Genomic DNA, 24,319 nt, shown 5'->3' on the forward strand with positions numbered 1-24,319 from the left:
GAAAAGATTTGTCGGGTGGCGGCTTCGCCTTACCCGACCTACAAATTCGTACCGGTGCGAAGCCGCCACCCGACGCCCTTACACTATTATCCCAACAGCGCTTTCAGCTCCGGCACGCAGGAACCACAGTTCGTGCCGCAGCGCAGCTTCACGCCCAGCGCTGGGGCAGAATCACAGCCTCCGGCTATTGCCTTACGTATCGTATTTTCACCCACGCTGAAGCAGCTACAGATAATTCGCCCGGGATCGGCATCTTCGTCCGGCCGTTGCCCGTGCAGCAGCGCATGGCGTTCAGCAAGTTGGACGGGCGCAGCAGCAAAGGCTTCTTCAATAAACGCATGCGCCAGCGCCGGCAGCGTATGGCCCTCCCAGTAGCCCAGCATCAGCTCACCGTGATGCCAGGCGAGCACGCTGCTGCGTTCTCCCGTCTGTGCCACCTGTAACTGCCAGCCCCGACCGCTGGCGTACGCCATGATCCACGACAGCAACGGCTGCTCCCCCGCCACCGTCAGACGTGAGGCTTTACGCCACCAGCAGACCGACGGCGGCAGCGCTGGCAGCTCGCGGGCATACAGTTCACCCTGCCAGGCGGGTAGCCAGGGCATGATCCTCACCGCGGTTTGTTTACTCTCCGGCTGGCCGGACCCGGCATCAACCCGCCCTTCCACCAGCGCATTGACCTTACCCTGCCGGGCAAATTGCGCGTTCCAGTGCATCGGCGCAAACAGCTCGCCTGCACGCTGCGCGGTGGAGATACGTACTCTGGCAACCATCACTCCGCGCGGGGAGCTTACCCGCGCCAGCTGGCCGTCAGTCAGCCCGGCGCGCGCCGCATCGGTTGCGTTCATCTCAACAAAAGGCTCATCGATATGCTGCATCAGACGCGGAACATACCCCGTGCGCGTCATGGTGTGCCACTGATCGCGGATCCGCCCGGTATTCAGTATCAAGGGGTACAATTCGTCGACGCCTGCCCCATGCGGGGAGGGGTCAACCGGAACAAGCGTTCTTTGCGGGAAATCACCGGCATGCCACTGATAAGGCGCCAGCTCGTCCCACGCCTCTCGCGACAGCGACGCCAGTTCGCGCAGGTTTAGCGCCCGTTCGCCGTTATTTTCAAACGCCGTTAGCGCCGCATGTTCACAAAATATCTCCTGAGGGTGTTCCCAGGCGAAGGCATCGCCATAACCGAGCTGGTCTGCGATCCGGGCGATGATCCACCAGTCCGGTCTGGCCTCGCCCGGCGCAGGCAGAAAGGCGCGCTGGCGGGAGATACGGCGTTCTGAATTGGTCACCGTGCCGTTTTTCTCGCCCCAGCCCAGGGCGGGAAAACGGATATGGGCAAACCGGCTGGTGTCCGTCTCCTGCATCACCTCAGATACCATGACCAGCGGGCAGGCCGCCAGCGCCTGGCACACCGCGTGGCTGTCGGGAAGTGACACGGCAGGGTTGGTGCCCATGATCCACACCGCCTTCACCTCGCCGCGGGCAATGGCGTCAAACAGTTCCACCGCCATCAGGCCCGGGGTCTGCGCCAGCCGTTCCGTTCCCCAGAAACGCGCCACGCGCGAGAGATCGTCCGGCTCGAAGTTCATGTGCGCCGCCAGCTGGTTCGCCAGTCCCCCCACTTCCCGCCCGCCCATGGCATTTGGCTGTCCGGTCAGCGAAAACGGGCCGCAGCCAGGGCGGTTGAACTTTCCGCTGGCAAGATGCACGTTAATGATGGCGTTGCACTTGTCGCTGCCGCTGGAGGACTGGTTGATCCCCATGGTGTAGAGCGTGATCGCGCGTGGCGCGGTGACAAACCAGTCGTAGAAGGTGCCAATCTCGTCTGAAGGCAGATCGCAAAACGCCGCCACGCGAGGGATCGGCCACTCGCCGCGCCCCTGAATCAGATTGAGCAACCCCACAAAGAGCCCGGCATCGCTGCCGGGTCTGAGCGCGAGGTGGAGATCGGCGATATCGCAGGTGGCGGTTTTACGCGGATCGATCACGACCACTTTCATCTGCGGATTGTTGTGTTTTGCCAGCACCAGCCGCTGATACAGCACCGGATGCGTCCAGGCCGCGTTCGAGCCAACGAGTACCACCAGATCGCTGTTTTCCACGTCCTCATAGCTGCACGGCACCACGTCCTCACCGAAGGCGCGTTTGTAGCCCACCACCGCCGATGACATGCACAGCCGCGAGTTGGTATCAATGTTCGCCGCCCCGATAAAGCCTTTCATCAGCTTGTTGGCGGCATAGTAATCCTCGGTCAACAGCTGGCCGGAGGCATAAAACGCCACCGCCTGCGGCCCCCATTCGTTGATGATGTTCCGCAGCCGCTCGCCCGCTTCGCCCAGCGCCTGCGGCCATGCCACCTCCCGGCCATCGACAACCGGGCGCAGCAGGCGTCCCTGTAGCCCCGTGGTTTCCCCAAGGGCAGATCCTTTTACGCACAGACGACCGAAATTCGCCGGATGAGTTTCATCCCCCCGAATGCTCACCTTTTCACCGTCTGCGCTGGCGACCACGCCGCAGCCCACCCCGCAGTAAGGGCACGTTGTCCGGGTTTCCGTCATGAGGCCTCCGCGCGCATCACCAGCTCTTCATTTCCAACCCACACCTTGCCGTTTTCAATTTTTACCGGCCAGGCACGCACCGCAGGCGCCCCGCTCTCAGCCTGACACCCGTCGCGCAGACGAATACGTTGCTTGTAGAGCGGCGAGATCACCACCGGTTCCCCCGCCGCATCGCCGAGGATGCCGCGTGACAGCACGTTCGCGCGGCTGCCCGGCTCCCGATCGTCGAGGGCATAAACGGTTTTGCCAAAGCGGAACAGCGCAATCGGTTTGCGCCCAAGATGCGCGCCAATGCCCGCCTGCTCCGGGATCTCGTCGATATTACAAATTTCCTGCCAGCGCTTGTTCTCCTCCGCGGCGGGGACGTTCACCGCGGTGCGGAACAGCGCCAGGCGGTCAGGATCGTTAAGGGTGGTTTGCCATTCGCACTGGTAGGTCTCCACCACCCGGGCCATCTCCTGCTCCAGCTCGTGGGCGATCCCCAGGCTGTCGTTGAGGATCACCTCGCGCAGATAGTCGAGGCCGCCTTCCAGGTTATCCATCCAGGTACTGGTGCGTTGCAGACGATCTGCCGTGCGAATGTAGAACATCAGGAAACGGTCAACGGTGCGGATCAGCGTTTCGTCGTCCAGATCGCTGGCGAAGAGATCCGCGTGGCGCGGCTTCATCCCGCCGTTGCCGCACAGATAGAGGTTCCAGCCTTTGTCCGTGGCAATCACCCCCACGTCTTTGCTCTGCGCCTCTGCGCACTCACGGGTACAGCCGGAGACCGCCATTTTGATTTTGTGCGGCGCGCGCAGGCCCTTGTAGCGGTGCTCCAGCCTGACCGCGAGGCCGGTGGAATCCTGCACGCCGTAGCGACACCAGGTCGACCCGACGCAGGATTTCACCGTGCGCAGGGATTTCCCGTAAGCATGTCCGGTCTCAAACCCGGCCTCCACCAGCGCCTGCCAGATTTCCGGCAACTGCTCGAGCGTGGCGCCAAACAGGTCAATACGCTGCCCGCCGGTAATTTTGCTGTAAAGGCTATAGCGTTTCGCGATCTGGCCGATGGCGATCAGCCCATCAGCCGTCACTTCCCCGGCGGGCATGCGCGGGACGATGGAGTAGGTTCCGTCCTTCTGAATATTGGCGAAATAGCGGTCGTTGGTGTCCTGCAACGGCAGATGCGCCGGTTTCAGCAGATACTCGTTCCAGCAGGAAGCCAATACCGATACCACCAGCGGCTTACAGATCTCGCACCCGTGTCCCTGACCGTAGCGGCTGATAAGCTGGTCGAAGGTGCGGATATGGTTGACGCGCACCAGGTGATAAATCTCCTGACGCGAGTACGGGAAGTGTTCGCAGATATCCTTTTTCACCTCCACGCCCTGCTCTGCAAGCTGGAACTCCATCACCTGCTTCACCAGCGTGCTACAGCCTCCGCAGCCGGTCGCGGCTTTGGTGCACTGCTTAATGGCGCCGATATCCGTCGCACCCGCGCTTACCGCCTGGCAGATATCCCCTTTGCTGACGTTATGACACGAACAGATCTGCGCGCTTTCCGGCAGCGCCGCCACGCCCAGCGCTTTCGGCGCGCTGCCTGACGATACGGGTAAGATCAGCGTTTCCGGCTCTTTTGGCAGGCTGATGCCGTTGAGCATCATCTGCACCAGCGTGGCGTATTCGCTGGCATCGCCCACCAGCACGCCACCCAGCAGAGTTTTGCTGTCGTGGCTGACCACAATCTTTTTGTAGATTTGCTGCGGCCCGTGCGTCCACTGGTAGCTCAGCGCGCCCGGCGTGCGCCCGTGGGCATCGCCAAACGACGCCACATCCACGCCCAGCAACTTGAGTTTGGTACTCATATCCGCGCCGGTGAAGCGCTTCTCCTCACCCGCCAGCACAGCGGCGGCCACGCGCGCCATCTGGTAGCCCGGTGCCACCAGGCCAAAGATTTTCCCCTCCCACAGCGCGCATTCACCGATGGCAAGCACATCCGGATCCGAGGTCCGGCAGCCGTCGTCAATGCAGATCCCGCCGCGCTCGCCGACAGCCAGCCCGCTGCTGCGCGCCAGCGCGTCTTGCGGCCGAATACCGGCAGAGAAGACCACCATGTCCGTTTCCAGCTGTTCACCATCGGCAAAGCGCAGCACCAGCCCGTCGTCTGCGGTGGCAATCTCCGTCGTCGATTTACTGGTGTGTACCCCTACGCCCAGCGCCTCAATTTTCTTACGCAGCATTGCCGCGCCGTCGCTGTCGAGCTGCACCGCCATCAGGTTAGGCGCAAACTCCACCACGTGGGTTTCCAGCCCGAGCTGCTTAAGCGCATTCGCGGCCTCCAGCCCCAGCAGGCCGCCGCCAATTACCACGCCGCGGCGAGAGCCTGCCGCATGGGCCGCAATGTTGTCCAGATCGTCGAGGGTGCGGTAGACAAAACAACCCGGCAGATCGTTGCCCGGAACGGGTGGTACGAACGGGTACGAGCCGGTCGCCAGCACCAGCTTGTCCCAGTGAGTCTCATGGCCACTGACGGTACGCACTACGTGTGCATCACGATCGATAGCGACGATCTGCTGCGAGAGGCGCAGCTCAATGCCGTTATCGGCAAAGAACTCCCCCGCCACCAGCGAGAGCGAGTCCGCGCTGCGTCCGCCAAAATATTCCGACAGATGCACGCGGTCATAGGCCGCATAGCGCTCTTCGCCAAAAACAATAATCTGATATTGCTGATGCAAATTGCGGTTAACGCAGTCTTCGAGGAAATGATGGCCGACCATACCGTGCCCAACCACCACCAGAGTAGGTTTTGTCATAGCGTTCTGTCCTGCAACCTGCGGTTGCGTTGTGAAACGATCGAACAGCCAGTCCGCGTGGGCGGGCGCAGCCGTTGCCAGTAAATCGGTAAAGGTTGCCGCGCTGCGGCAGTCACCCATCAGCAGCACGCCAGCCAGCGTCCCCTGATGGATCAGTAAACGTCGATAGTGACGGGTCAGCGGGTCCCATGAACTCCAGACCACATCGTCCGCCTGCGCCGTCGCGCGTCCGAGGCTGAACAGCGCCACGCCGGTCACCTTAAGGCGCACGCCGTTGTCGGTCAGGGTAAACGGCGCGGTGACCTCCCCGGCCAGCCGCGCGGCAAGAATATCCGCCTGCGCCAGACAGGGGGCGACCAGGCCAAACGTCTGGCCGTCAATTTCGCAGCACTCGCCGATGGCGTAGATATCCGGCACGGAGGTTTGCATCTGCTGATCCACCACAATGCCGCGCGCGCAGCGAATGCCGCTGGCTTTTGCCAGCGCGACGTTGGGCTGTACACCCGTAGCCAGCACCACGCGCGTGGCGGCGATGCGGCGTCCGTCGAGCAACGTCACGGCATCGTCAGTGATGGCCGTGATGCCGGAGGCGAGTTCACAGCGTACGCCCCGCTTCGCCAGCGCCTCGTCAAGCAGCAGTCCCGTCTGCTGATCCAGCTGCTGTTCCATCAGCCACGTGCCGCGATGGATAAGCGTGACGTTGTCACCGTTTCGCGCCAGCGCTGCCGCTGCCTCCACGCCGAGTACGCCGCCGCCCAGCACTACCGCCGGCCCGGAGATATTCTGGATGGCGCGGGTCTCTGCCAGGGTGCGAAAGGTGAACACATGCGGTGCATCGCCGCCGGGGATCGGCGGCACTACAGGGGTAGACCCGGTGGCAAACACCAGCGCATCCCAGCCCAGCGTGCGAGCAGAGGTATGCACTTCACGCGCGTTGACGTCTACTGCGAGCGCCTTTTCTCCTCGCAGCACCGTCACGCCTCGTGCCGTGTACCAGTCTTCATCGTGCAGACAGATGTGCTCCGCCTGCTTTTCGCCACCCAGCACCGGTGAAAGCTGGATGCGGTTGTACGCCTGCTCAGGCTCGTCACCGATGACGGTGATAGCGAAACGACCGGGAACACGCCCGGTGAGCGACGCAATCAGCCGGGTTGCCGCCATACCATTACCGATAATGACCAGTCGCATCGTGCCCCCTCATTACGCCGCTTTCGGCTGTTTTTCGTAGAGGAAATAGAGGATCTGCTGGCGCATGTGGTGATAGCGGCTGTCATCCGCCAGCTGCACCCTGTTGCGCGGGCGCGGCAGATCGACGCGCAGGATCTCACCCACGGTGGCCGCCGGGCCGTTGGTCATCATCAGTACGCGGTCAGAGAGCAGTACCGCCTCGTCCACATCGTGGGTGATGAGCACGATGGTGGTGTTCAGCGCCTGCTGGATCTGCATCACCGAATCCTGAAGATGGGCGCGTGTCAGCGCATCGAGCGCGCCAAACGGCTCATCCATCAGCAGCACTTTCGGCTTCATTGCCAGCGCCCGGGCAATCCCGACGCGCTGCTTCATACCGCCGGAGATCTCCCCGGGGCGCTTATGCAGCGCGTGGCCCATCTGCACCCGGTCGAGGTTGTGCTCAATCCACGCTTTGCGCTCGGCCTTACTCATGGTGTGACGGAAAACCTGATCCACCGCCAGCGCCACGTTGTCGAAGCAGGTTAACCACGGCAGCAGCGAATGGTTCTGGAACACCACCGCGCGCTCGGGCCCCGGCCCGGCGATTTCGCGGTTGTCGCAAATCAGCCCGCCTTCCGTCGGCAGCGTGATCCCGGCGATCAGGTTTAACAGCGTCGACTTGCCGCAGCCGGAGTGACCAATCAGACTGACGGTTTCGCCCTCGTGGATATCAAAAGAGACGTTTTGCAGCGCCAGAAACTCGCCGCTGGCGGTGGAAAAACGCTGGCTCACGGCCTGGACCTGAATTAACGGTTTCATCTTCACTCCTTATTTTTCCTGCCAGCTAAAGCGACGGGCGATCAGCATCAGCCCCTGCTCCAGCAGCAACCCGACCACGCCAATGATGACGATGGCGATGAGAATGTTTTCGACGTTGAGGTTGTTCCACTCATTCCAGATCCAGAAGCCAATGCCTAAACCTCCGGTGAGCATCTCGGCGGCGACAATCACCAGCCAGGCAATGCCAATGGAAAGACGTACCCCGGTCAGTACCGCAGGCAGCACGGCGGGGAAAAGAATGCGGCGCATGATGGTCCACTCTGAGAGTTGCAGCACCCGGGCTACGTTGAGGTAGTCCTGCGGAATACGGCGCACCCCTTCGGCTGTATTAATGACCATCGGCCAGATGGAGCAGATAAAAATGGTCCAGCTCGATGCAGGCTCCGCCTTCTGGAACAGCAGCAGGCCGATAGGCAGCCAGGCCAGCGGGCTGACAGGACGCAGGAGCGCGATCAGCGGGTTGAACATGCGGGAGAAAAAGGTGAAGCGGCCAATCAAAAAGCCCAGCGGAATGCCCGCCAGTGCCGCCAGACCAAAGCCGATGGCGACGCGCTGCAACGACGCCAGCACGTTCCAGCCAATGCCCATATCGTTTGGCCCGTCGCGATAAAACGGATCGGCAAACAGGGTCATGGCCGAATCAAGCGTGCTGAGCGGCGTCGGAAAGCCTTTACTGTTTATCGCCGCCAGCTGCCAGAGCAGCACCAGCAGGCCGAGACCGAGCAGCGCCGGGATGACGCGCTGTAAAAATTCATTCATCCGACGCGTAAAGGCTGGCGCACGACGGCGAACCTGTAGCGGAGGCAGGACAATCACTTCCCCGCTCTCTGACGTCTCTTGTGGTTTTGTATTTTGCATATGCTGCATACTCAGGCCCCTTTACGGTGAATGGCGAAGCGGTTGGCGTACCCTTCCGGATCGGTGCCGTCCCAGACGGTGCCGTCCATCAGGGTGCTGCTGCGATACGGTGATGACGGTGTGGACATGCCGCCCACGGCGGTCGCGGCATCCTGCCAGACCGCGGTCTGGTTAATGCGCTGTGCAATGCCCGCGTAATCCGGCGCGGCGTTGAGCAAGCCCCAGCGGCGGAACTGGGTTAAGAACCACATCCCGTCGGAGAGATACGGGTAGCTCACGGCACCCTCGTTGAAGAAACGGATCGGGTGTGCATCCTGCCAGCGCTGACCGACCCCGTTGTCGTACTCGCCGAGCATGCGTCCGGTGAGATACTGTTCCTTGCAGTTGAGCCAGGCGCGGCGCGAAAGGATCTGCGCGGTTTCGCGTTTGTTTTCCGCTGACGCCTCGATCCAGCGCGCGGCTTCCATCACAGCGCTCACCAGCGCCCTCGCGGTGTGCGGGTTTTTCGCCACCCAGTCACGTCGGGTGCCGAGGATCTTTTCCGGGTGATCGGCCCAGATGGACTGCGACGTGGCGGCGGTAAACCCGATGCGGTCGTTAATCGCCCGCGCGTTCCACGGCTCGCCAACGCAAAACCCGACCATGTTGCCAATGCGCATGTTCATCACCATCTGCGGCGGCGGCACCACCACGGTGCGCACGTCGTCAAACGGGTTAATCCCCGCGCTGGCCAGCCAGTAGTAGAGCCACATGGCGTGCGTTCCCGTCGGGAAGGTATGCGCGAAGGTGTAGGTTCCCGGCGCCTGCTGCGCAATCAGCTTTTTCAGCCCGTCGAGGTCACGAACGCCCTTCTCCGCCAGATCGCTGGAGAGCGTAATGGCTTGTCCGTTCTGGTTGAGGGTCATCAGGTTCGCCATCTGCTGCGGCTTGCCCGCGATACCCAGCTCCAGACCGTACAGCAGGCCGTAAAGAATGTGCGCAGCGTCCAGCTCGCCCGCCACCAGCTTGTCGCGCACCGCCGCCCAGCTCGCCTCTTTGGTCGGTACAATGGTAATGCCGTGTTTTTTATCGAACCCTTTCAGGGCCGCGATAACCACGGGCGCGCAGTCGGTCAGGGGGATAAACCCGATACGCACGGTATCCTGCTCCGGCTTATCTGACCCCGCCGCCCATGCGGCCTGCATGACACCCGGCAACAGCATCGCACCACTCGCCAGCATGCTGGCCTGCAATAACCGCCGTCTCGACAAATCCGCCATAATTGCTCCTGAAAAAAGGCAAAAAAAAGCGCCCGACGGTGCTGAAGCACCGCTGGACGCCTTTATCCCGAAGACGCATGCACCGCCGTTGGCGCATCGTCGAAAATGGTTAATCTGTTAATGCAAAGGTAATGCCAGCTTTTCATCCCCGGCGTTACGGGGTTTCTGCAAGAAGAGCGCAGTTTTACGCACCTCAATCAGGCATAAATTGCCCACGGACTGTGCAACTACTCCCCGGGGGGTATCTTCCACAGATTTTTCACCGTCAGCAGCGCACGGGCGATATCCACCATGCGTTGGTTTTTATCCATCGCCATTTTGCGCAGGGCAGTCCACGCCTGCTCCTCGCTCATGTTCTGGTGCGTCATCAGCACGCTTTTGGCTTTGTCGATGGTCTTACGCTCCTCCAGCGTGTCGCGCAGGGAAGCAAGCTGACGGGAGAGTTGCTCAATTTCACGCGCCTGCTGGCGCACCAGCGGCAGCAGCGGTTTATCAGGAAATCGCGCCAGGATATCGTCGTGCTCATCGTCTGCGTGCAGGTTTTCGCTATAGCGACGCTCCTCAACTGCCGTCATCAGATCGGCAATTGCCACCTCCTCCAGCGTGCGCAGGTGCTCAAGGCGCGTGGTTTGCAGGGCAAACCATTTGAGGGCGGTATCGCCGTTATCTGCCGGAGGCTGGCGGGTACACGCTTCACGCCTGAGTTTTTCAGTCTCCAGACCCGGCTGGCAGTTGAGGATAAACGTCTCCTGCACGTCTGGAGTGCAATGGGAGATAAAAACCTCAAAGCAGGCCTGCTGGCCATCAATGCGATCCACCAGCCGCTGGCGGGTTTCATCGTCAAAGAATCCCTGGGTGAAACCAATAGCCCCCAGCGCCCGCTCTTGTCCCACAAGTTCTTTGCCCTGCATCAGGCTGTAAAGGGCCACAAATCGGCCCGCGATGTGCGGATCGTCAATGCTGTCGCTGAGTTGAGGTACGATACTGAGCAAATGACGCAGTATGCGGCTGTAGTGTTCCATCGCTTCCGGCGCGGTGACGCATTGGCCTGTAACGCCATCACGCAGCGCCGTTAGCGTCTCAAGGCCGTGCAGTGCGCTGGCAATACGTTCGCACAGGGCGCTGCCCGGCAGCGGTTCGTTAAACTGAAGGTGCAATGCGGCAAGGTTTTCATCCACCAGGGCCCTGCTGGCCTTGCATTCAGGCGCGTACAATTTGCCCTGCGAGCAGAGCCAGACATTTGACGCACCGCGCTCGCACTGTAGCATATGCACCAGTCGACTGATGCCGTTCACCAGTGCGCCCAGCTGCGCCAGTCTGCCGAGCTGTTCCTCGCGCAACATTCTCGCACGCTGGAACCATTCGGTTGCGCCAGGGGAACTGCCAGCCACTATCGTCATCGTTTCTCTCCCCGATACGTATTCTTCGGTACGAGAAGCAATATTCGTGCCTTTTCAAAGAACAGGAGTCAACATGCAGAAGATTGTGATCGTCGCCAACGGTGCGGCCTACGGCAGTGAATCCCTTTTTAACAGCCTGCGCCTGGCAATCGCGCTGCGCGATAAGGAGAGTGAGCTGGAGCTGCGCCTCTTTTTGATGTCCGATGCCGTCACGGCCGGGCTGAAGGGCAGAAACCCGCAGAGGGCTACAACATTCAACAAATGCTGGAGATCCTGACCGCGCAAAACGTTCCGGTCAAACTGTGCAAAACCTGTACCGACGGGCGCGGCATTACGGGGCTGCCGCTGATTGATGGCGTGGAAATTGGTACGCTGGTGGAGCTGGCTGAATGGACGCTTTCCGCCGATAAAGTATTAACTTTTTAATAATAACCCGCTAAAAATATTATTTTCTTATGGACGCGGTTTCAGCATCAAGTTTACCTGCACCGTTGCCGATAGGCATGGAAACAACACAGCAGGTATTACACTTATGTTCAGATCCATTCGCGCCCGCATCATTGCCGCGACGACAGGCTGTCTGGTCGTCGCCCTTCTTCTTAATACCATTATTAACTTTCAGGTCACGCGCCAGGATAATCAGCAGTCGCAGCGCGATATTCTGACCAGCACCAGCGCCAGCCACAACATGGCGATTGCCGACTGGGTGAACAGCAAAATGACCGTCATCACCTCGGCGCAACCAGTCGCGCTCAGCGACGATCCGGTTCCGGTGTTTAAACAGCTTGCTCTGGCGGGTGGATTCACCAACGTCTACGTGGGTTATGCCAGCAAAACGGCTAAATTTTCTGACCCAACCGGGGTACCCGCTGATTACGATCCCACCCTTCGCCCGTGGTATCAGCAGGCCGTCAGCGCTGATGGTCCGGTAGTGACTGCACCTTATGTAGACGCGGGCACCGGGAAACTGGTGGTGACGTTCGCGGTACCGGTTAAAGAGCAAGGCGCCCTGAAAGCAGTGGTGGCGGGCGATGTGGCGATGGACAGCGTGGTGGCTAACGTGCGCGGTATTCACCCGACTCCGGCCAGCAGCGGACTGCTTCTGGACAGCAACGGCACCGTTATTGCCGGCAGCGATCCTGCGCTGACGCTTAAGCCTTTTACGGAGACGATCAAAGGGACCGATTTTGCCACCCTGAAAAGCGGCAACCTGGTTGACGGAACGTTTAACGGACGCGAAAAAACGTTCCTGGCCACCGCCGTACCGGGGACGCACTGGCTGCTGGTTGTGGCGCTCGATAACGGCGATGCCACCGCCGGGATGCGGTCATTGCTAAAAGCATCTGCACTGTCTCTGGCGATCCTCGCCCTGCTGAGCGGAGCCCTCATGCACCTCCTGATTGCCCGCCTGCTTAAGCGGCTGTCCGGTATCCGTGACGCGATGAACAGCATTGCCAACGGTACTAACGATCTGTCGCAGCGTCTGCCGGATAAGGGGGGCGATGAAGTGGCGCAAATTGCGCAGGCGTTTAACGCCTTCAGCGATAAGCTTTCTGTGGTGATGGTCCAGCTGCGTGATGCCAGCGCCTCAGTGAAAAACGCCGCGCATGAGATTGCGGCAGGTAATCAGGATCTTTCCGGGCGTACCGAGCAGGCGGCATCAAGCCTTCGCGAAACCGCCAGCGCCGTGGAAGAGATCACGGCCTCCGTTACGCAGTCAAACGAGTCGGCAGCAGAAGCGAATGAACAGGCGAGCAAGGCCTCTGCCGCCGCATCCCGCGGAGGTGACGTCGTCGCTCAGGCCATCAGCACCATGCAGTCCATCGAACTGGCTTCCGCGAAAATCGGCGATATCACCAGCGTCATTGACGGCATCGCCTTCCAGACCAATATTCTGGCGCTTAACGCCTCGGTGGAAGCGGCGCGTGCCGGGGAGCAAGGCCGTGGGTTCGCGGTCGTTGCGGGGGAAGTACGTAACCTGGCCAGCCGCAGCGCTCAGGCGGCGAAAGAGATCAAATCCCTTATTGACTCCACCACCGAAAGCGTTGCAACCGGCTCCCGGTTTGTGCACCTTGCGGGCGACAGCATGGATGAGATCCGCGCCAGCGTCGGGAGCGTGTCTGGCATTATGCGTGAAATATCCATTGCCACCCGCGAGCAGATGAAAGGGATCCATGAGATTAACCACGCGGTGACTCACCTGGATCGCATGGTACAGCAGAACGCCGAGCTTGTTGTACAGTCTGCTGCGGCGGCCAGCGCGCTGCAAAGCCAGGCGGGCGACCTTGCTGAGACCGCTGGCCATTTCCGCATATAATTTTTCCGGGGCGCGCGTTAAGCAGGGAAAACGCGCGTCCGCTGAAAGGTTTCAGGGATTTTGTCATTTTTGTTTAATCGTTGCGCCATTTTTTGATCGAAATCAGCATCCCACCCCTGCCCCTTTGGTGTTATGCAATGAGTAAATTGTGAACAACATCACGCTCGGGATGGGCAAAAACGACGGGGTATAAAATGGCACGAGTTAAAACGAGTCTGAAACTGTTTGGCGGGGATACGGTAGTGGTACGTTGCTCAGAGCGTTGCCGCATCCATCTGATGAGTACAAAAGGACAGAAGCAATCGCAGGCAGATATCCTTACCGTCCAGGACGATAAGGCCTGGCTGACGGTGCCTTACACCGGCACCTGGGATGTGCTGATCGACAGCCACAGCCAGTCGCTCGAACATTCCGTAAGTTACGTGGCGGCATAACCGTAAACGCCCGGTCAGCCGGGCGTATTATCAGGCAAAACCCGGCCGCAGCGTATTGCTGAGCGGGTTCCCTTCCAGCAGCGCTTTCACCTTCACCACCAGCTCACTCAGACAGTCGTCCTGCATGCCGAGACGCGTCAGCTCCTGATCTAGCGAGAAAAGGTACTGGGCGTTAGTGCCCAGCGGTCCGCTGGCGGCGGCAATGAGCGGGGCAATCACCTGGGTTCGGGTATCGGCTTCATACAGCGGGTGGCGCGGATCCATAATGAACACCAGCGCGTTGACGGTGCGCCCGTCATCCAGTTCCAGCTTGCACCAGCTGGGCATATAGCAGCCCGTGATCATCTCGCGCTTCCACAGCAGCGTCAGCTCATCTTCCAGCGTGGTATCCGGCAGCCGGTATGCCACGCCCGTGGTGCGCCCGCCCTCTTTTAGTGCAAGCATGCGGCCAGGCTGACAGGCGCTGCCGCGTCCGGCGGTCAGGCGCAAACAAAAGGCGCGGTGCCACCCAGGCAGCGTTCCGGTTGCTGATTCAACAAATTCGAGCGCCGGGTTCCACATCAGCGAGCCGTAACCAAAGATCCAGACCGGGCCATCATCCGGGCGGCAGGCCAGCGTTGCCGCAAGCGACGCCGCACGTTGTTCAGCCGACCACAGAAGCGATTCCTCAATAGCACCAAATGCCGTCTTACAATCTGCCTTCATCAAGAAATCACGCGTTAACACATTCCACCTCCGCCACTGCATGCTTCCTTGCGACATCTGTAATTCGCCTTCCCGGCATTCCGTGCTGTTCATTTTAACAGCAGTTGAGCAACGATAAGCAATTCGCGGGCCAGATGCAATACAGCGGCAGGTCAACCGCCTGAAATGTCAAAATGGAGGCAGCGTGTTATTTGGCGGCTATTTCTTTTTGTGCCATTTATCATCGTCCCCTTTCTCATAGTCATTTTTCACGGCGGCCCAGGCCACCTTATGCGCCGTCTCTTCACGGCTGGCATCGTCCCGGCGATCTTCTTTATCTTTGTACTGATCCCAGGCACTGTTAAAGGCTTCTTTGTAGATATCCTGGGCGTGGGCAGGCAATACGTTTTGCACGTTATCCGGTAATTCGCTTTTCGATTTGTATGGCATTGTTAACTTCTCTTTTGGCTAAAAGATAAGTGTGGACGACGATACGCGAGGGTGCCACCCGACAGAAAGAAATGAACAATATAAAAATGCAATTCATTGTTATTAAACTAATATTTAACAGAAATAAGGCATTATAAGCCTCAGGCATAAAAATTATAATAAAGGGTAAAATTAAGTAAAAAATACAGGGTATTTAACAGATTTCTGTTAATTTAATACCTTTAAAATCTATCTATAATTACAAGCACCTGCATTGTTGGAGAAACACATGACAGCAACACACGAGGCGGTAAAAACCCGCCACAAGGAGACCTCTCTCATTTTCCCGGTTCTGGCACTGGCTGTGCTGCTCTTCTGGGGAAGCAGTCAGTCATTGCCAGTGGTTGTGGGGATCAATATTCTGGCTCTGGTGGGTATTTTAACCAGTGCATTTAGCGTGGTACGCCATGCGGATGTGTTAGCCCACCGTCTTGGAGAGCCGTATGGGTCATTAATTTTAAGCCTTTCGGTTGTGATTCTTGAAGTCAGTTTAATTTCCGCATTAATGGCCACCGGCGACGCCGCGCCAACGCTAATGCGCGATACGCTCTACTCCATCATTATGATTGTTACCGGCGGCCTGGTCGGTTTTTCACTTTTATTAGGTGGTCGCAAATTTGCCACCCAGTACATGAACCTCTTTGGCATTAAACAGTACCTGATCGCCCTGTTCCCGCTGGCGATTATTGTGCTGGTATTTCCGATGGCGCTGCCGGGTGCAAATTTCACCACCGGCCAGGCGCTGCTGGTGGCGCTGATTTCCGCGGCGATGTACGGCGTGTTCCTGCTGATCCAGACCAAAACGCACCAGAGCCTGTTTGTTTACGAGCATGAAGACGACGGCGACGACGATGACCCGCATCACGGTAAGCCGTCGGCGCACAGCAGCGCGTGGCATACGGTTTGGCTGATCGTGCATCTGATTGCCGTTATTGCGGTCACCAAGATGAATGCGAACCCGCTGGAGGCGCTGTTAACTGAACTGAACGCGCCGGTCGCCTTTACCGGTTTCCTGGTGGCCCTGTTGATCCTGTCGCCAGAAGGCCTGGGAGCGCTGAAAGCGGTGCTCAATAATCAGGTGCAGCGTGCGATGAATCTGTTCTTCGGCTCCGTTCTGGCGACCATCTCCCTTACCGTTCCGGTGGTGACGTTGATTGCCTTTATGACGGGAAATGAATTGCAGTTTGCGCTGGGTGCGCCAGAGATGATTGTGATGGTGGCATCCTTGCTGCTGTGCCAGATATCCTTCTCCACCGGCCGCACCAATGTGCTGAACGGCGCGGCGCATATGGCGCTGTTTATTGCGTATCTGATGACGATATTTGCGTAATTTTTTTGCCGGGTGCGCTGCGCTTACCCGGCCTACGAAACCCGTAGGCCCGCGCAAGCGTAGCGCCGCCGGGCAAAGAAAAACCCGCCGAAGCGGGTTTTTTTATTAGTTGCTGGTATCCAGCTCGTCGAAGCTCTTCACCAGATCGTCAATCGCTTTGATCTGTTTCAGGAACGGCTCCAGCTTATCCAGCGGCAGCGCGGATGGACCGTCGCATTTCGCGTTAGCCGGATCCGGGTGCGCTTCAATGAACAGACCCGCCAGGCCGGTTGCCATACCGGCGCGCGCCAGTTCGGTCACCTGCGCACGACGCCCGCCAGACGCGGCGCCAAACGGGTCGCGGCATTGCAGGGAGTGGGTCACGTCGAAAATCACCGGGGACTGGTTAGAGACGTTCTTCATCACGCTGAAGCCCAGCATATCCACAACCAGGTTGTCATAACCGAAGTTTGAACCACGGTCGCAGAGGATCACCTGGTCGTTACCGCCTTCGATAAACTTGTCGACGATGTTACCCATCTGGCCAGGGCTCACGAACTGCGGTTTTTTCACGTTAATCACGGCACCGGTTTTCGCCATCGCTTCTACCAGGTCAGTCTGGCGAGCGAGGAACGCCGGAAGCTGAATCACGTCTACCACATCAGCCACGGGCTGTGCCTGAGACGCTTCGTGCACGTCGGTGATCACTTTCACGCCAAACGTCTGTTTCAGCTCCTGGAAAATCTTCATCCCCTCTTCCAGGCCCGGGCCACGGTAGGAGTGAATGGAGGAGCGGTTGGCTTTGTCAAAAGAGGCTTTAAACACGTACGGGATGCCCAGCTTTTGGGTCACGGTCACGTAGTGTTCGCAGATGCGCATAGCGAGATCGCGGGATTCCAGAACGTTCATACCGCCAAACAGCACGAACGGCAGGTCGTTTGCCACGTTGATATCACCAATGCTAACCACTTTTTGTTTCATAGGATCGCCTTATTCAGGTGTGAATCGGAATTAAGATTAATGCAGTGTAATGTGTTTATGCGCGATCGCGTTAATCTGCGCGCGGATCATCTCGCTGATCGGGTCTTCCGGACATTGCTCGACGAAATAATTCAAATCATTCAGCGCCACGTGCTCGCAGTCGAGCTGCGCATAAATCAGGCCGCGGTCGCGGATTTCGTACGGATCTTCCGGATTGAACTGCAACAGCACTTCGCTTGCGCGCAGAGCCAGCTCCATCTGACGCTCTTCCATCAGCGCAGACTTCAGCGTATCCAGGAGCTTGCGGATCACTTCGGCGTTATCGGCTTCATCGAGATCTTCATTGAACAGCTCAGCTATCGGGCTGATGTTGCCTTTCAGCCAGACGTCCAGCGTATGCTCATCCAGCGTGTCGCCGTTAAACGGATTGATTAACCACATCTCACCGTCCAGCCACTCCGCCCGCAAAATCATCTGCGTCGGGAAAATGACCGGCACCAGTGGAATATCCAGCTCGTGCGCAACCCACAGTAAAATGGCGCCCAACGCGACGGCGCTGCCCTGACGATTTTTCAACACCTGGTCCAGCCACAGTGCGTCAGACAGGCGGTACACGCCTCGCGTGTCGCAGAAACCCCATTCGCCGTAGAAAAGCTCAATCAGCTTCTCTAATTGCCAGTCCTGCGGACGGGCCTGATTGATCTCTTCGCGCGCCAGGCTGACCAGATTCTCCAGTTCAGCGTAAACGTACTGTGACGTAAAATCGTCGCGGATCATCTCTGAAATCAGGATCATACCATCGCAGAGCGGCACTTTGTTAAATTCGAAATCGGCTAAGGACCTCATGACTTACCCCAGTAACGGTATTCTTGTGGTGGCGAGTTTAATGATGATGTACAGCACCACCAGACCCAGCAAAAAGGCGATAAACCCTGTCTGCTGGCTGCGCGGACGATGACGCCCAAGCGCGATAAAACCCAAAACGATGTAGATGATAACGCCAAACAGCTTTTCAGTCAGCCATGCGCCTTTATCAGTAAATGGCAGATAGCCGGTTTTCCACATTAACCCGGCTCCGGAAAGGAACAGCACCGTGTCGATACAGTGCGGGGCGATGCGTACCCAGCGGGCGTTAATTAGCGGATTGTTGCTGTAGCGCCACCAGTAGCGGGCAATGAAAAAGCCGATGGTCAGGGCAACGGAAATCAGGTGAACGGAGATCAGCAGCGTAAACAGGCTCATGACCACTGCCCCAGCGTCAGACGTTCATTGCCGCCGTAATCCCGGCAGGTTTCCACGGCAGCGTATCCGGCACGCGTAAACAGCGCTCGCACCGCCTCTCCCTGCGTCCAGCCATGTTCCACCAGCAGCCAGCCACCGGGAAGCAAATGTTGTCGTGACGTTGTCACAATGTGATCGAGATCCGCAAGTCCCTGATTCGCAGCGACCAGCGCGGTCAACGGTTCAAAACGCACGTCGCCCTGCGCGAGATGCGGATCGTCTTCGTCGATGTAGGGCGGATTGCTGACAATCATTTCGAACACACGGCTTTCAAGCGCGGCAAACCAGCTGCTTTGCAGAACGGAAACATTGTTCAGCCCCAGCCGTTCAACGTTGCGCCGCGCGAGGGCGACCGCATCAGGCATCACGTCTACCGCCGTCACGGTGCAGTCCGGTCGCTCGCTGGCAAGCGCCAGCGCAATCGCGCCGGTGCCAGTACCGAGATCTAGGATCAGACACGGCTGCGCCGGTAACCGCGCCAGCGCCTGCTCCACCAGACACTCGGTGTCCGGGCGCGGGATCAGCGTGGCCGCTGAAACGTACAGCGGAAGTGACCAGAACTCGCGTTCGCCAACCAGATGCGCCACCGGCTCGCCGGTTTTACGGCGGGCAAGCAGCGCCTCCAGCTGCGATTGCTGTTCAGCGGTCAGCGCGGTTTCGCCGAAGGCCAGCAGATATGTGCGGGCTTTACCCGTCACATGCTCAAGCAGAATTTCGGCGTCGCGCTTCGGGCTTTCACTTGCAGAAAGCTCACTGGCGGCATGGCGTAACCAGCGCTGAAAATCCATTAATCCTGCTCGGACAGTGCCGCCAGCTGGTCGGCCTGGTATTCCTGCACGATAGGCTCAATCAGCATATCGAGCTTGCCTTCCATCGCCTCATCCAGACGGTACAGCGTCAGGTTGATGCGGTGGTCGGTTACGCGACCCTGCGGGAAGTTATAGGTGCGGTTACGGTCGCTACGATCGCCGCTGCCCAGCAGGTTACGGCGGGTAGAGGCTTCCGCCTGCTGACGTTTCGCCATTTCCGCCGCGTGAATGCGCGCGCCCAGCACGGATAACGCTTTAGCCTTGTTCTTGTGCTGGGAACGTTCATCCTGACACTCAACCACAATCCCGGTGGGCAGGTGAGTAATACGGATAGCGGAGTCGGTGGTGTTAACGTGCTGACCACCTGCCCCTGAAGAGCGGAAGGTGTCGATGCGCAGATCCGCCGGGTTGATATCCGGCAGTTCCGCTTCCGGCAGCTCCGGCATCACCGCCACCGTACAGGCTGACGTATGAATGCGTCCCTGAGATTCTGTCGCAGGCACGCGCTGCACGCGGTGACCGCCGGATTCAAACTTGAGACGACCGTACACGCCGTCGCCGCTGATCTTGGCGATAACCTCTTTGTAGCCGCCATGCTCGCCTTCGTTGGCGCTCATGATCTCCACGCGCCAGCGACGGGATTCGGCATAACGACTGTACATACGGAACAGATCCCCGGCGAACAGCGCCGCTTCGTCGCCGCCGGTACCGGCGCGGACTTCCACAAAGGCGTTACGCTCATCGTCCGGATCTTTCGGCAGCAGAAGCACCTGAAGCTGCTGCTCCATCTCTTCTGAACGCGCTTTCGCGTCCTGCAACTCTTCCTGCGCCATCTCGCGCATCTCAGGATCGTCGAGCATCATCTGCGCGGTTTCGATATCTTCCTGGACCTGTCGCCAGTCGGTAAAGCATTTTGAAACATCACTTAACTGCGCGTATTCACGCGACAGCGCGCGAAAACGTTCCTGGTCGGCAATGGTCCCGGCATCACCGAGCAGCGCCTGGACTTCTTCATGGCGCTCGTGCAGAGCTTCCAGTTTAGCGACGATAGAAGGCTTCATAGGCGTAAATGCACCTTGTCTTAGAAAATGGGTATAGGGCGCTATTCCAGCCCGAGGCTGTTGCGCAGAATAGTCAGGCGTTCATCGTCCCCGTCACGGGCAGCCTGCTGAAGAGATTTGGTTGGGGCATGGATCAGGCGGTTGGTCAGTTTCCAGGCTAAATCCTGCATAATCGCCTGCGCGTCGCCGCCCTGTTCAAGGGCCGCTAACGCTTTGGCCGTCAGGTCATCACGCACCTGCTCCGCCTGACCGCGGTATTCGCGGATGGTCTCGCTGACGCTTTGCGCGCGCAGCCAGGCCATAAATTCGCTGGTTTCCTGTTCAACGATGGTTTCCGCCTGCACAGCCGCCGCCTTACGCTGGGCAAGGTTGTGCGAAATGATGCTTTGCAGATCATCCACGCTGTACAGGTAGGCGTTCGCCAGTTTGCCCACTTCCGGTTCGACATCACGCGGAACGGCGATATCCACCAGCAGCATCGGCTGATTGCGGCGGGATTTCAGCGCACGCTCGACCATCCCTTTCCCGATAATCGGCAGCGGGCTGGCGGTAGAACTGATAATAATGTCCGCCTCTTTCAGACGTTCATCGATGTCGCTCAGCGCAATCACCTCAGCGCCCACTTCATCTGCCAGCACCTGCGCACGTTCGCGGGTGCGGTTGGCGATGATCATCTTCTTCACCTTGTGTTCGCGAAGATGGCGCGCCACCAGCTCGATGGTTTCGCCCGCTCCCACCAGCAGTACGGTGACGGTCGACAGGGATTCAAAAATTTGACGGGCAAGGGTACAGGCCGCGAAAGCAACCGAAACCGCACTGGCGCCAATGTCGGTTTCGGTTCGCACACGCTTCGCCACGGAGAATGACTTCTGGAACATTCGCTCCAGTTCGCTGGCTTTCAGATGCCCTTTCTGGGAATCCGCGAAGGCTTTTTTCACCTGGCCGAGGATCTGCGGCTCGCCCAGCACCAGCGAATCCAGACCGCTGGCCACACGCATCAGATGGCTGACCGCATCGTTATCCTGATGCCAGTACAGGCTGTTGCGCAGCTCTTCTTCGTTGAGGTTGTGGTAGTCACATAGCCAGCGGATCAGCGCCTCGTGCAGGTTGTCCTGCTCTTCTACGCTCAAATACAGCTCGGTACGGTTGCACGTCGACAGCACCACGCCACCCTGCACCATCGGCTGTGCAAGCAGGCTGTCCAGCGCCAGGTCGAGCGTATCCGGCGAAAACGTAACGCGTTCTCGCAGTGAAACCGGGGCCGTTTTGTGGTTGATACCGAGTGCTAATAGGGTCATGTTGAGCGGGAGTAGTACCAGCGTTAATAAGGTTAGCAGGACGCATCATACAGGATGCGCGAGATCAATAAAAGAGACTGCCCCCTTTCGGAGTAATAGCTTACGCCACGCTTTGAGATAATTTGAACGTAGACGGTGGCACCCTTCAACGCTAGCATTAACAGTTATAACTGCAACGTATCTCAAGGATTTGTCATCATTATGACCCGAATGATTCGCCTGCTGCCTCTGGCGGCCCTGGTTCTGACCGCCTGTTCCGTTCATCAGCCGAAAGGCCCGGGCAAAAGCCCTGACTCACCGCAGTGGCGTCAGCACCAGCAGGACGTGCTGAAATTAAGCCAGTACCAGACCCGCGGTGCATTTGCTTATCTCTCTGACGAACAAAAAGTTTACGCTCGCTTCTTCTGGCAGCAAACGGGTCAGGACAACTATCGCCTGCTGCTGCTGAACCCGCTGGGCAGCACCGAGCTGGAGCTTAACGCGAAGCCTGGCGAAGCGCAGATCACCGATAACAAAGGCCAGCACTACACGGCAACCGACGCCGAAGAGATGATTGGCAAGCTGACCGGAATGCCGATTCCGCTCAATAGTCTGCGCCAGTGGATCCTTGGCCTGCCGGGTGATGCGACCGACTATACGCTCGACGATCAATACCGTCTGAGCCAGGTGAACTACACCCAGGGCGGTAAAACCTGGAAAGTGGTGTACAGCGCGTATGACAGCAAGACGCAACCGTCGCTGCCGTCCAATATGGAGCTGACGCAGGGTAGCCAGCGTATCAAGCTGAAAATGGACAACTGGATCGTTAAATGATGACCCACTGGCCCTCTCCCGCAAAACTGAACCTGTTTCTCTACATTACCGGGCAGCGCGCTGACGGCTATCACACCCTGCAAACCCTGTTTCAGTTTGTCGATTACGGCGACACCATCTCCATCGAACCGCGTCAGGATGGGCAGATTTGCCTGCTGACGCCGGTCGACGGCGTGGCGCATGACGATAACCTGATCGTGCGCGCTGCCCGCCTGCTAATGAAAACGGCGTCGACGTCGGGTCGTCTGCCGGCGGGAAGCGGTGCGGATATCCGTATCGACAAACGCCTGCCGATGGGCGGCGGTCTTGGCGGCGGCTCATCAAACGCCGCGACTGTACTGGTGGCGCTTAACCACCTCTGGGGCTGCGGTCTGACGACGGACGAACTGGCAGCGTTAGGGTTGACGCTGGGCGCCGATGTACCGGTGTTTGTGCGCGGCCACGCGGCGTTCGCTGAAGGTGTCGGTGAAATCCTCACGCCGGTCGATCCGCCGGAAAAATGGTATCTGATCGTTCACCCCGGCGTGAGCATTCCTACCCCGGTCATCTTTAAAGATCCTGACCTGAAAAGAAATACCCCGGCACGGTCAATAAAAACGTTATTAAATTGTGAATTCAGCAACGATTGCGAGGATATCGCAAGAAAACGTTTTCGCGAGGTTGATGCGGTGCTTTCCTGGCTGTTAGAATACGCGCCGTCGCGCCTGACCGGTACAGGGGCCTGTGTCTTTGCTGAATTTGACACCGAAACCGCCGCCCGTCAGGTGCTTGAGCAAGCGCCGGTTTGGCTGCATGGTTTTGTAGCACGCGGGATGAACACCTCCCCCCTACAGCAGGCCATTCTGGCGCAGACTGAGTTTCGGTGACAACGTCACCCTGTTCCAGACGTTGCATCGCGCTCTTTAATACACCGCCTGGATAGCGTTTGCTTAGGCCCCGCAGTTTGCGGCGAACGCTATCCACCACTGGACGCATGCCTGAGGTTCTTCTCGTGCCTGATATGAAGCTTTTTGCTGGTAACGCCACCCCGGAACTAGCACAACGTATTGCCAACCGCCTGTACACTTCCCTCGGCGACGCCGCTGTAGGTCGCTTTAGCGACGGCGAAGTCAGCGTACAAATTAACGAAAATGTACGCGGTGGTGATATTTTCATCATCCAGTCCACCTGTGCTCCAACGAATGACAACCTGATGGAATTGGTTGTTATGGTCGACGCGCTGCGTCGTGCTTCTGCTGGCCGTATCACTGCTGTTATTCCTTACTTTGGCTATGCACGTCAGGACCGTCGCGTCCGTTCCGCGCGTGTGCCAATCACCGCTAAAGTTGTCGCTGACTTCCTGTCCAGCGTCGGCGTTGACCGCGTACTGACGGTTGACCTGCACGCAGAGCAGATCCAGGGCTTCTTCGACGTGCCGGTTGATAACGTATTCGGCAGCCCAATCCTGCTGGAAGACATGCTGCAACTGAATCTGGACAACCCGATTGTGGTTTCTCCGGACATCGGCGGCGTGGTACGTGCGCGTGCTATCGCGAAGCTGCTGAACGATACCGACATGGCGATCATCGACAAACGCCGTCCGCGCGCTAACGTTTCTCAGGTGATGCACATCATCGGTGACGTGGCTGGCCGCGACTGCGTGTTGGTGGACGACATGATCGATACCGGCGGTACGCTGTGTAAAGCCGCTGAAGCGCTGAAAGAGCGTGGTGCGAAACGCGTATTCGCTTACGCCACTCACCCGATCTTCTCCGGCAATGCGGTAAATAACCTCCGTAACTCCGTCATTGACGAAGTTGTGGTCTGCGATACCATTCCACTGAGCGACGAGATCAAAGCGCTGCCAAACGTGCGTACGTTGACTCTGTCCGGGATGCTGGCCGAAGCGATTCGTCGTATCAGCAACGAAGAATCGATCTCTGCAATGTTCGAACACTGATCGAACACGGCCAAAAAA

Annotated in this window: 20 protein-coding genes and 1 pseudogene; 7 read left to right on the forward strand and 14 right to left on the reverse strand. The window is 58.6% G+C overall.

The window, feature by feature from the left end:
• Window positions 1-86: 86 nt before the first annotated feature.
• The 6 genes from L463_RS06400 to nasR all read right to left on the reverse strand — a co-directional run bounded on the left by L463_RS06400 (window position 87) and on the right by nasR (window position 10,886).
• Window positions 87-2,564, reverse strand: a complete 2,478-nt coding sequence (locus L463_RS06400; protein WP_023296757.1) for a nitrate reductase — start codon at window positions 2,562-2,564, stop codon at window positions 87-89.
• Window positions 2,561-6,547, reverse strand: a complete 3,987-nt coding sequence (nirB, locus tag L463_RS0122865) for a nitrite reductase large subunit NirB (RefSeq protein ID WP_081752226.1) — start codon at window positions 6,545-6,547, stop codon at window positions 2,561-2,563. The genes L463_RS06400 and nirB overlap by 4 nt, the downstream gene beginning before the upstream one ends.
• Before the next feature lie 12 nt (window positions 6,548-6,559).
• Window positions 6,560-7,348, reverse strand: a complete 789-nt coding sequence (locus L463_RS06395) for an ABC transporter ATP-binding protein (protein ID WP_023314268.1) — start codon at window positions 7,346-7,348, stop codon at window positions 6,560-6,562.
• Between the two features lie 9 nt (window positions 7,349-7,357).
• Window positions 7,358-8,236 (reverse strand): nitrate ABC transporter permease, encoded by an 879-nt coding sequence (gene ntrB, locus L463_RS06390; protein WP_032104324.1) that lies wholly within the window; start codon window positions 8,234-8,236, stop codon window positions 7,358-7,360.
• Window positions 8,237-8,238: 2 nt separating this feature from the next.
• Entirely contained in the window at window positions 8,239-9,486 is a 1,248-nt protein-coding gene (locus L463_RS06385; protein WP_032104322.1) for a CmpA/NrtA family ABC transporter substrate-binding protein, read from the reverse strand.
• A gap of 227 nt (window positions 9,487-9,713) precedes the next feature.
• Window positions 9,714-10,886, reverse strand: coding sequence for a nitrate regulatory protein NasR (nasR, locus tag L463_RS06380; protein ID WP_032104320.1), 1,173 nt, complete (start codon window positions 10,884-10,886; stop codon window positions 9,714-9,716).
• A 73-nt stretch (window positions 10,887-10,959) separates the two neighbouring features.
• On the opposite strand from nasR, the pseudogene L463_RS0122870 reads away from it, so the two are divergent.
• The 3 genes and pseudogenes from L463_RS0122870 (at window position 10,960) to L463_RS06370 (ending at window position 13,637) form a co-directional block, all read left to right on the forward strand.
• Window positions 10,960-11,312: pseudogene (locus L463_RS0122870) on the forward strand (DsrE/DsrF/TusD sulfur relay family protein).
• A gap of 106 nt (window positions 11,313-11,418) precedes the next feature.
• Window positions 11,419-13,203, forward strand: a complete 1,785-nt coding sequence (locus tag L463_RS06375; RefSeq protein WP_017384254.1) for a methyl-accepting chemotaxis protein — start codon at window positions 11,419-11,421, stop codon at window positions 13,201-13,203.
• 194 nt (window positions 13,204-13,397) lie between these two features.
• Window positions 13,398-13,637, forward strand: coding sequence for a hypothetical protein (locus L463_RS06370; protein ID WP_015570352.1), 240 nt, complete (start codon window positions 13,398-13,400; stop codon window positions 13,635-13,637).
• A gap of 30 nt (window positions 13,638-13,667) precedes the next feature.
• Here L463_RS06370 and L463_RS06365 read toward each other — a convergent pair whose 3' ends face one another.
• Together L463_RS06365 and chaB are read right to left on the reverse strand one after the other, a co-directional pair.
• Complete coding sequence (locus tag L463_RS06365; protein WP_017384255.1) at window positions 13,668-14,363, reverse strand: gamma-glutamylcyclotransferase; 696 nt, start codon at window positions 14,361-14,363, stop codon at window positions 13,668-13,670.
• Between the two features lie 177 nt (window positions 14,364-14,540).
• Window positions 14,541-14,771: a putative cation transport regulator ChaB gene (gene chaB, locus L463_RS06360; RefSeq protein ID WP_003856674.1), complete on the reverse strand. Its 231-nt coding sequence runs from the start codon at window positions 14,769-14,771 to the stop codon at window positions 14,541-14,543.
• A gap of 268 nt (window positions 14,772-15,039) precedes the next feature.
• Here chaB and chaA point away from each other — a divergent pair, with 268 nt between their 5' ends.
• Window positions 15,040-16,140 (forward strand): sodium-potassium/proton antiporter ChaA, encoded by a 1,101-nt coding sequence (gene chaA / locus L463_RS06355; RefSeq protein ID WP_003856672.1) that lies wholly within the window; start codon window positions 15,040-15,042, stop codon window positions 16,138-16,140.
• Window positions 16,141-16,245: 105 nt separating this feature from the next.
• Here chaA and kdsA read toward each other — a convergent pair whose 3' ends face one another.
• From kdsA to hemA, 6 genes are read right to left on the reverse strand one after another with little or no spacing between them, the layout of a single operon-like run.
• Window positions 16,246-17,100 (reverse strand): 3-deoxy-8-phosphooctulonate synthase, encoded by an 855-nt coding sequence (kdsA, locus tag L463_RS06350; protein WP_003856671.1) that lies wholly within the window; start codon window positions 17,098-17,100, stop codon window positions 16,246-16,248.
• Window positions 17,101-17,136: 36 nt separating this feature from the next.
• Window positions 17,137-17,946 (reverse strand): invasion regulator SirB1, encoded by an 810-nt coding sequence (gene sirB1, locus L463_RS06345; protein ID WP_006810913.1) that lies wholly within the window; start codon window positions 17,944-17,946, stop codon window positions 17,137-17,139.
• Between the two features lie 3 nt (window positions 17,947-17,949).
• Window positions 17,950-18,342: an invasion regulator SirB2 gene (gene sirB2 / locus L463_RS06340; protein WP_023296762.1), complete on the reverse strand. Its 393-nt coding sequence runs from the start codon at window positions 18,340-18,342 to the stop codon at window positions 17,950-17,952.
• Window positions 18,339-19,169, reverse strand: a complete 831-nt coding sequence (gene prmC / locus L463_RS06335; RefSeq protein ID WP_032104315.1) for a peptide chain release factor N(5)-glutamine methyltransferase — start codon at window positions 19,167-19,169, stop codon at window positions 18,339-18,341. Before prmC ends, sirB2 begins: the two co-directional genes overlap by 4 nt.
• Window positions 19,169-20,251: a peptide chain release factor 1 gene (gene prfA / locus L463_RS06330; protein WP_003856667.1), complete on the reverse strand. Its 1,083-nt coding sequence runs from the start codon at window positions 20,249-20,251 to the stop codon at window positions 19,169-19,171. The genes prmC and prfA overlap by 1 nt, the downstream gene beginning before the upstream one ends.
• A gap of 41 nt (window positions 20,252-20,292) precedes the next feature.
• Entirely contained in the window at window positions 20,293-21,549 is a 1,257-nt protein-coding gene (hemA, locus tag L463_RS06325) for a glutamyl-tRNA reductase (protein WP_003856666.1), read from the reverse strand.
• A 201-nt stretch (window positions 21,550-21,750) separates the two neighbouring features.
• On the opposite strand from hemA, the gene lolB reads away from it, so the two are divergent.
• The 3 genes from lolB to prs all read left to right on the forward strand — a co-directional run bounded on the left by lolB (window position 21,751) and on the right by prs (window position 24,301).
• A complete protein-coding gene (gene lolB / locus L463_RS06320) occupies window positions 21,751-22,362 on the forward strand; it encodes a lipoprotein insertase outer membrane protein LolB (RefSeq protein ID WP_003856665.1) in 612 nt (203 codons plus the stop codon).
• The gene (gene ispE / locus L463_RS06315) at window positions 22,359-23,228 is read left to right on the forward strand and encodes a 4-(cytidine 5'-diphospho)-2-C-methyl-D-erythritol kinase (protein ID WP_017693293.1); all 870 of its coding nucleotides are present in this window, start codon (window positions 22,359-22,361) and stop codon (window positions 23,226-23,228) included. The genes lolB and ispE overlap by 4 nt, the downstream gene beginning before the upstream one ends.
• 125 nt (window positions 23,229-23,353) lie before the next feature.
• A complete protein-coding gene (gene prs / locus L463_RS06310) occupies window positions 23,354-24,301 on the forward strand; it encodes a ribose-phosphate diphosphokinase (RefSeq protein ID WP_003856663.1) in 948 nt (315 codons plus the stop codon).
• The last annotated feature ends 18 nt before the right edge of the window (window positions 24,302-24,319 follow it).

The sequence above is a fragment of the Enterobacter sp. BIDMC 27 genome (assembly GCF_000534415.1).
Lineage (GTDB): Bacteria > Pseudomonadota > Gammaproteobacteria > Enterobacterales > Enterobacteriaceae > Enterobacter > Enterobacter hormaechei_C.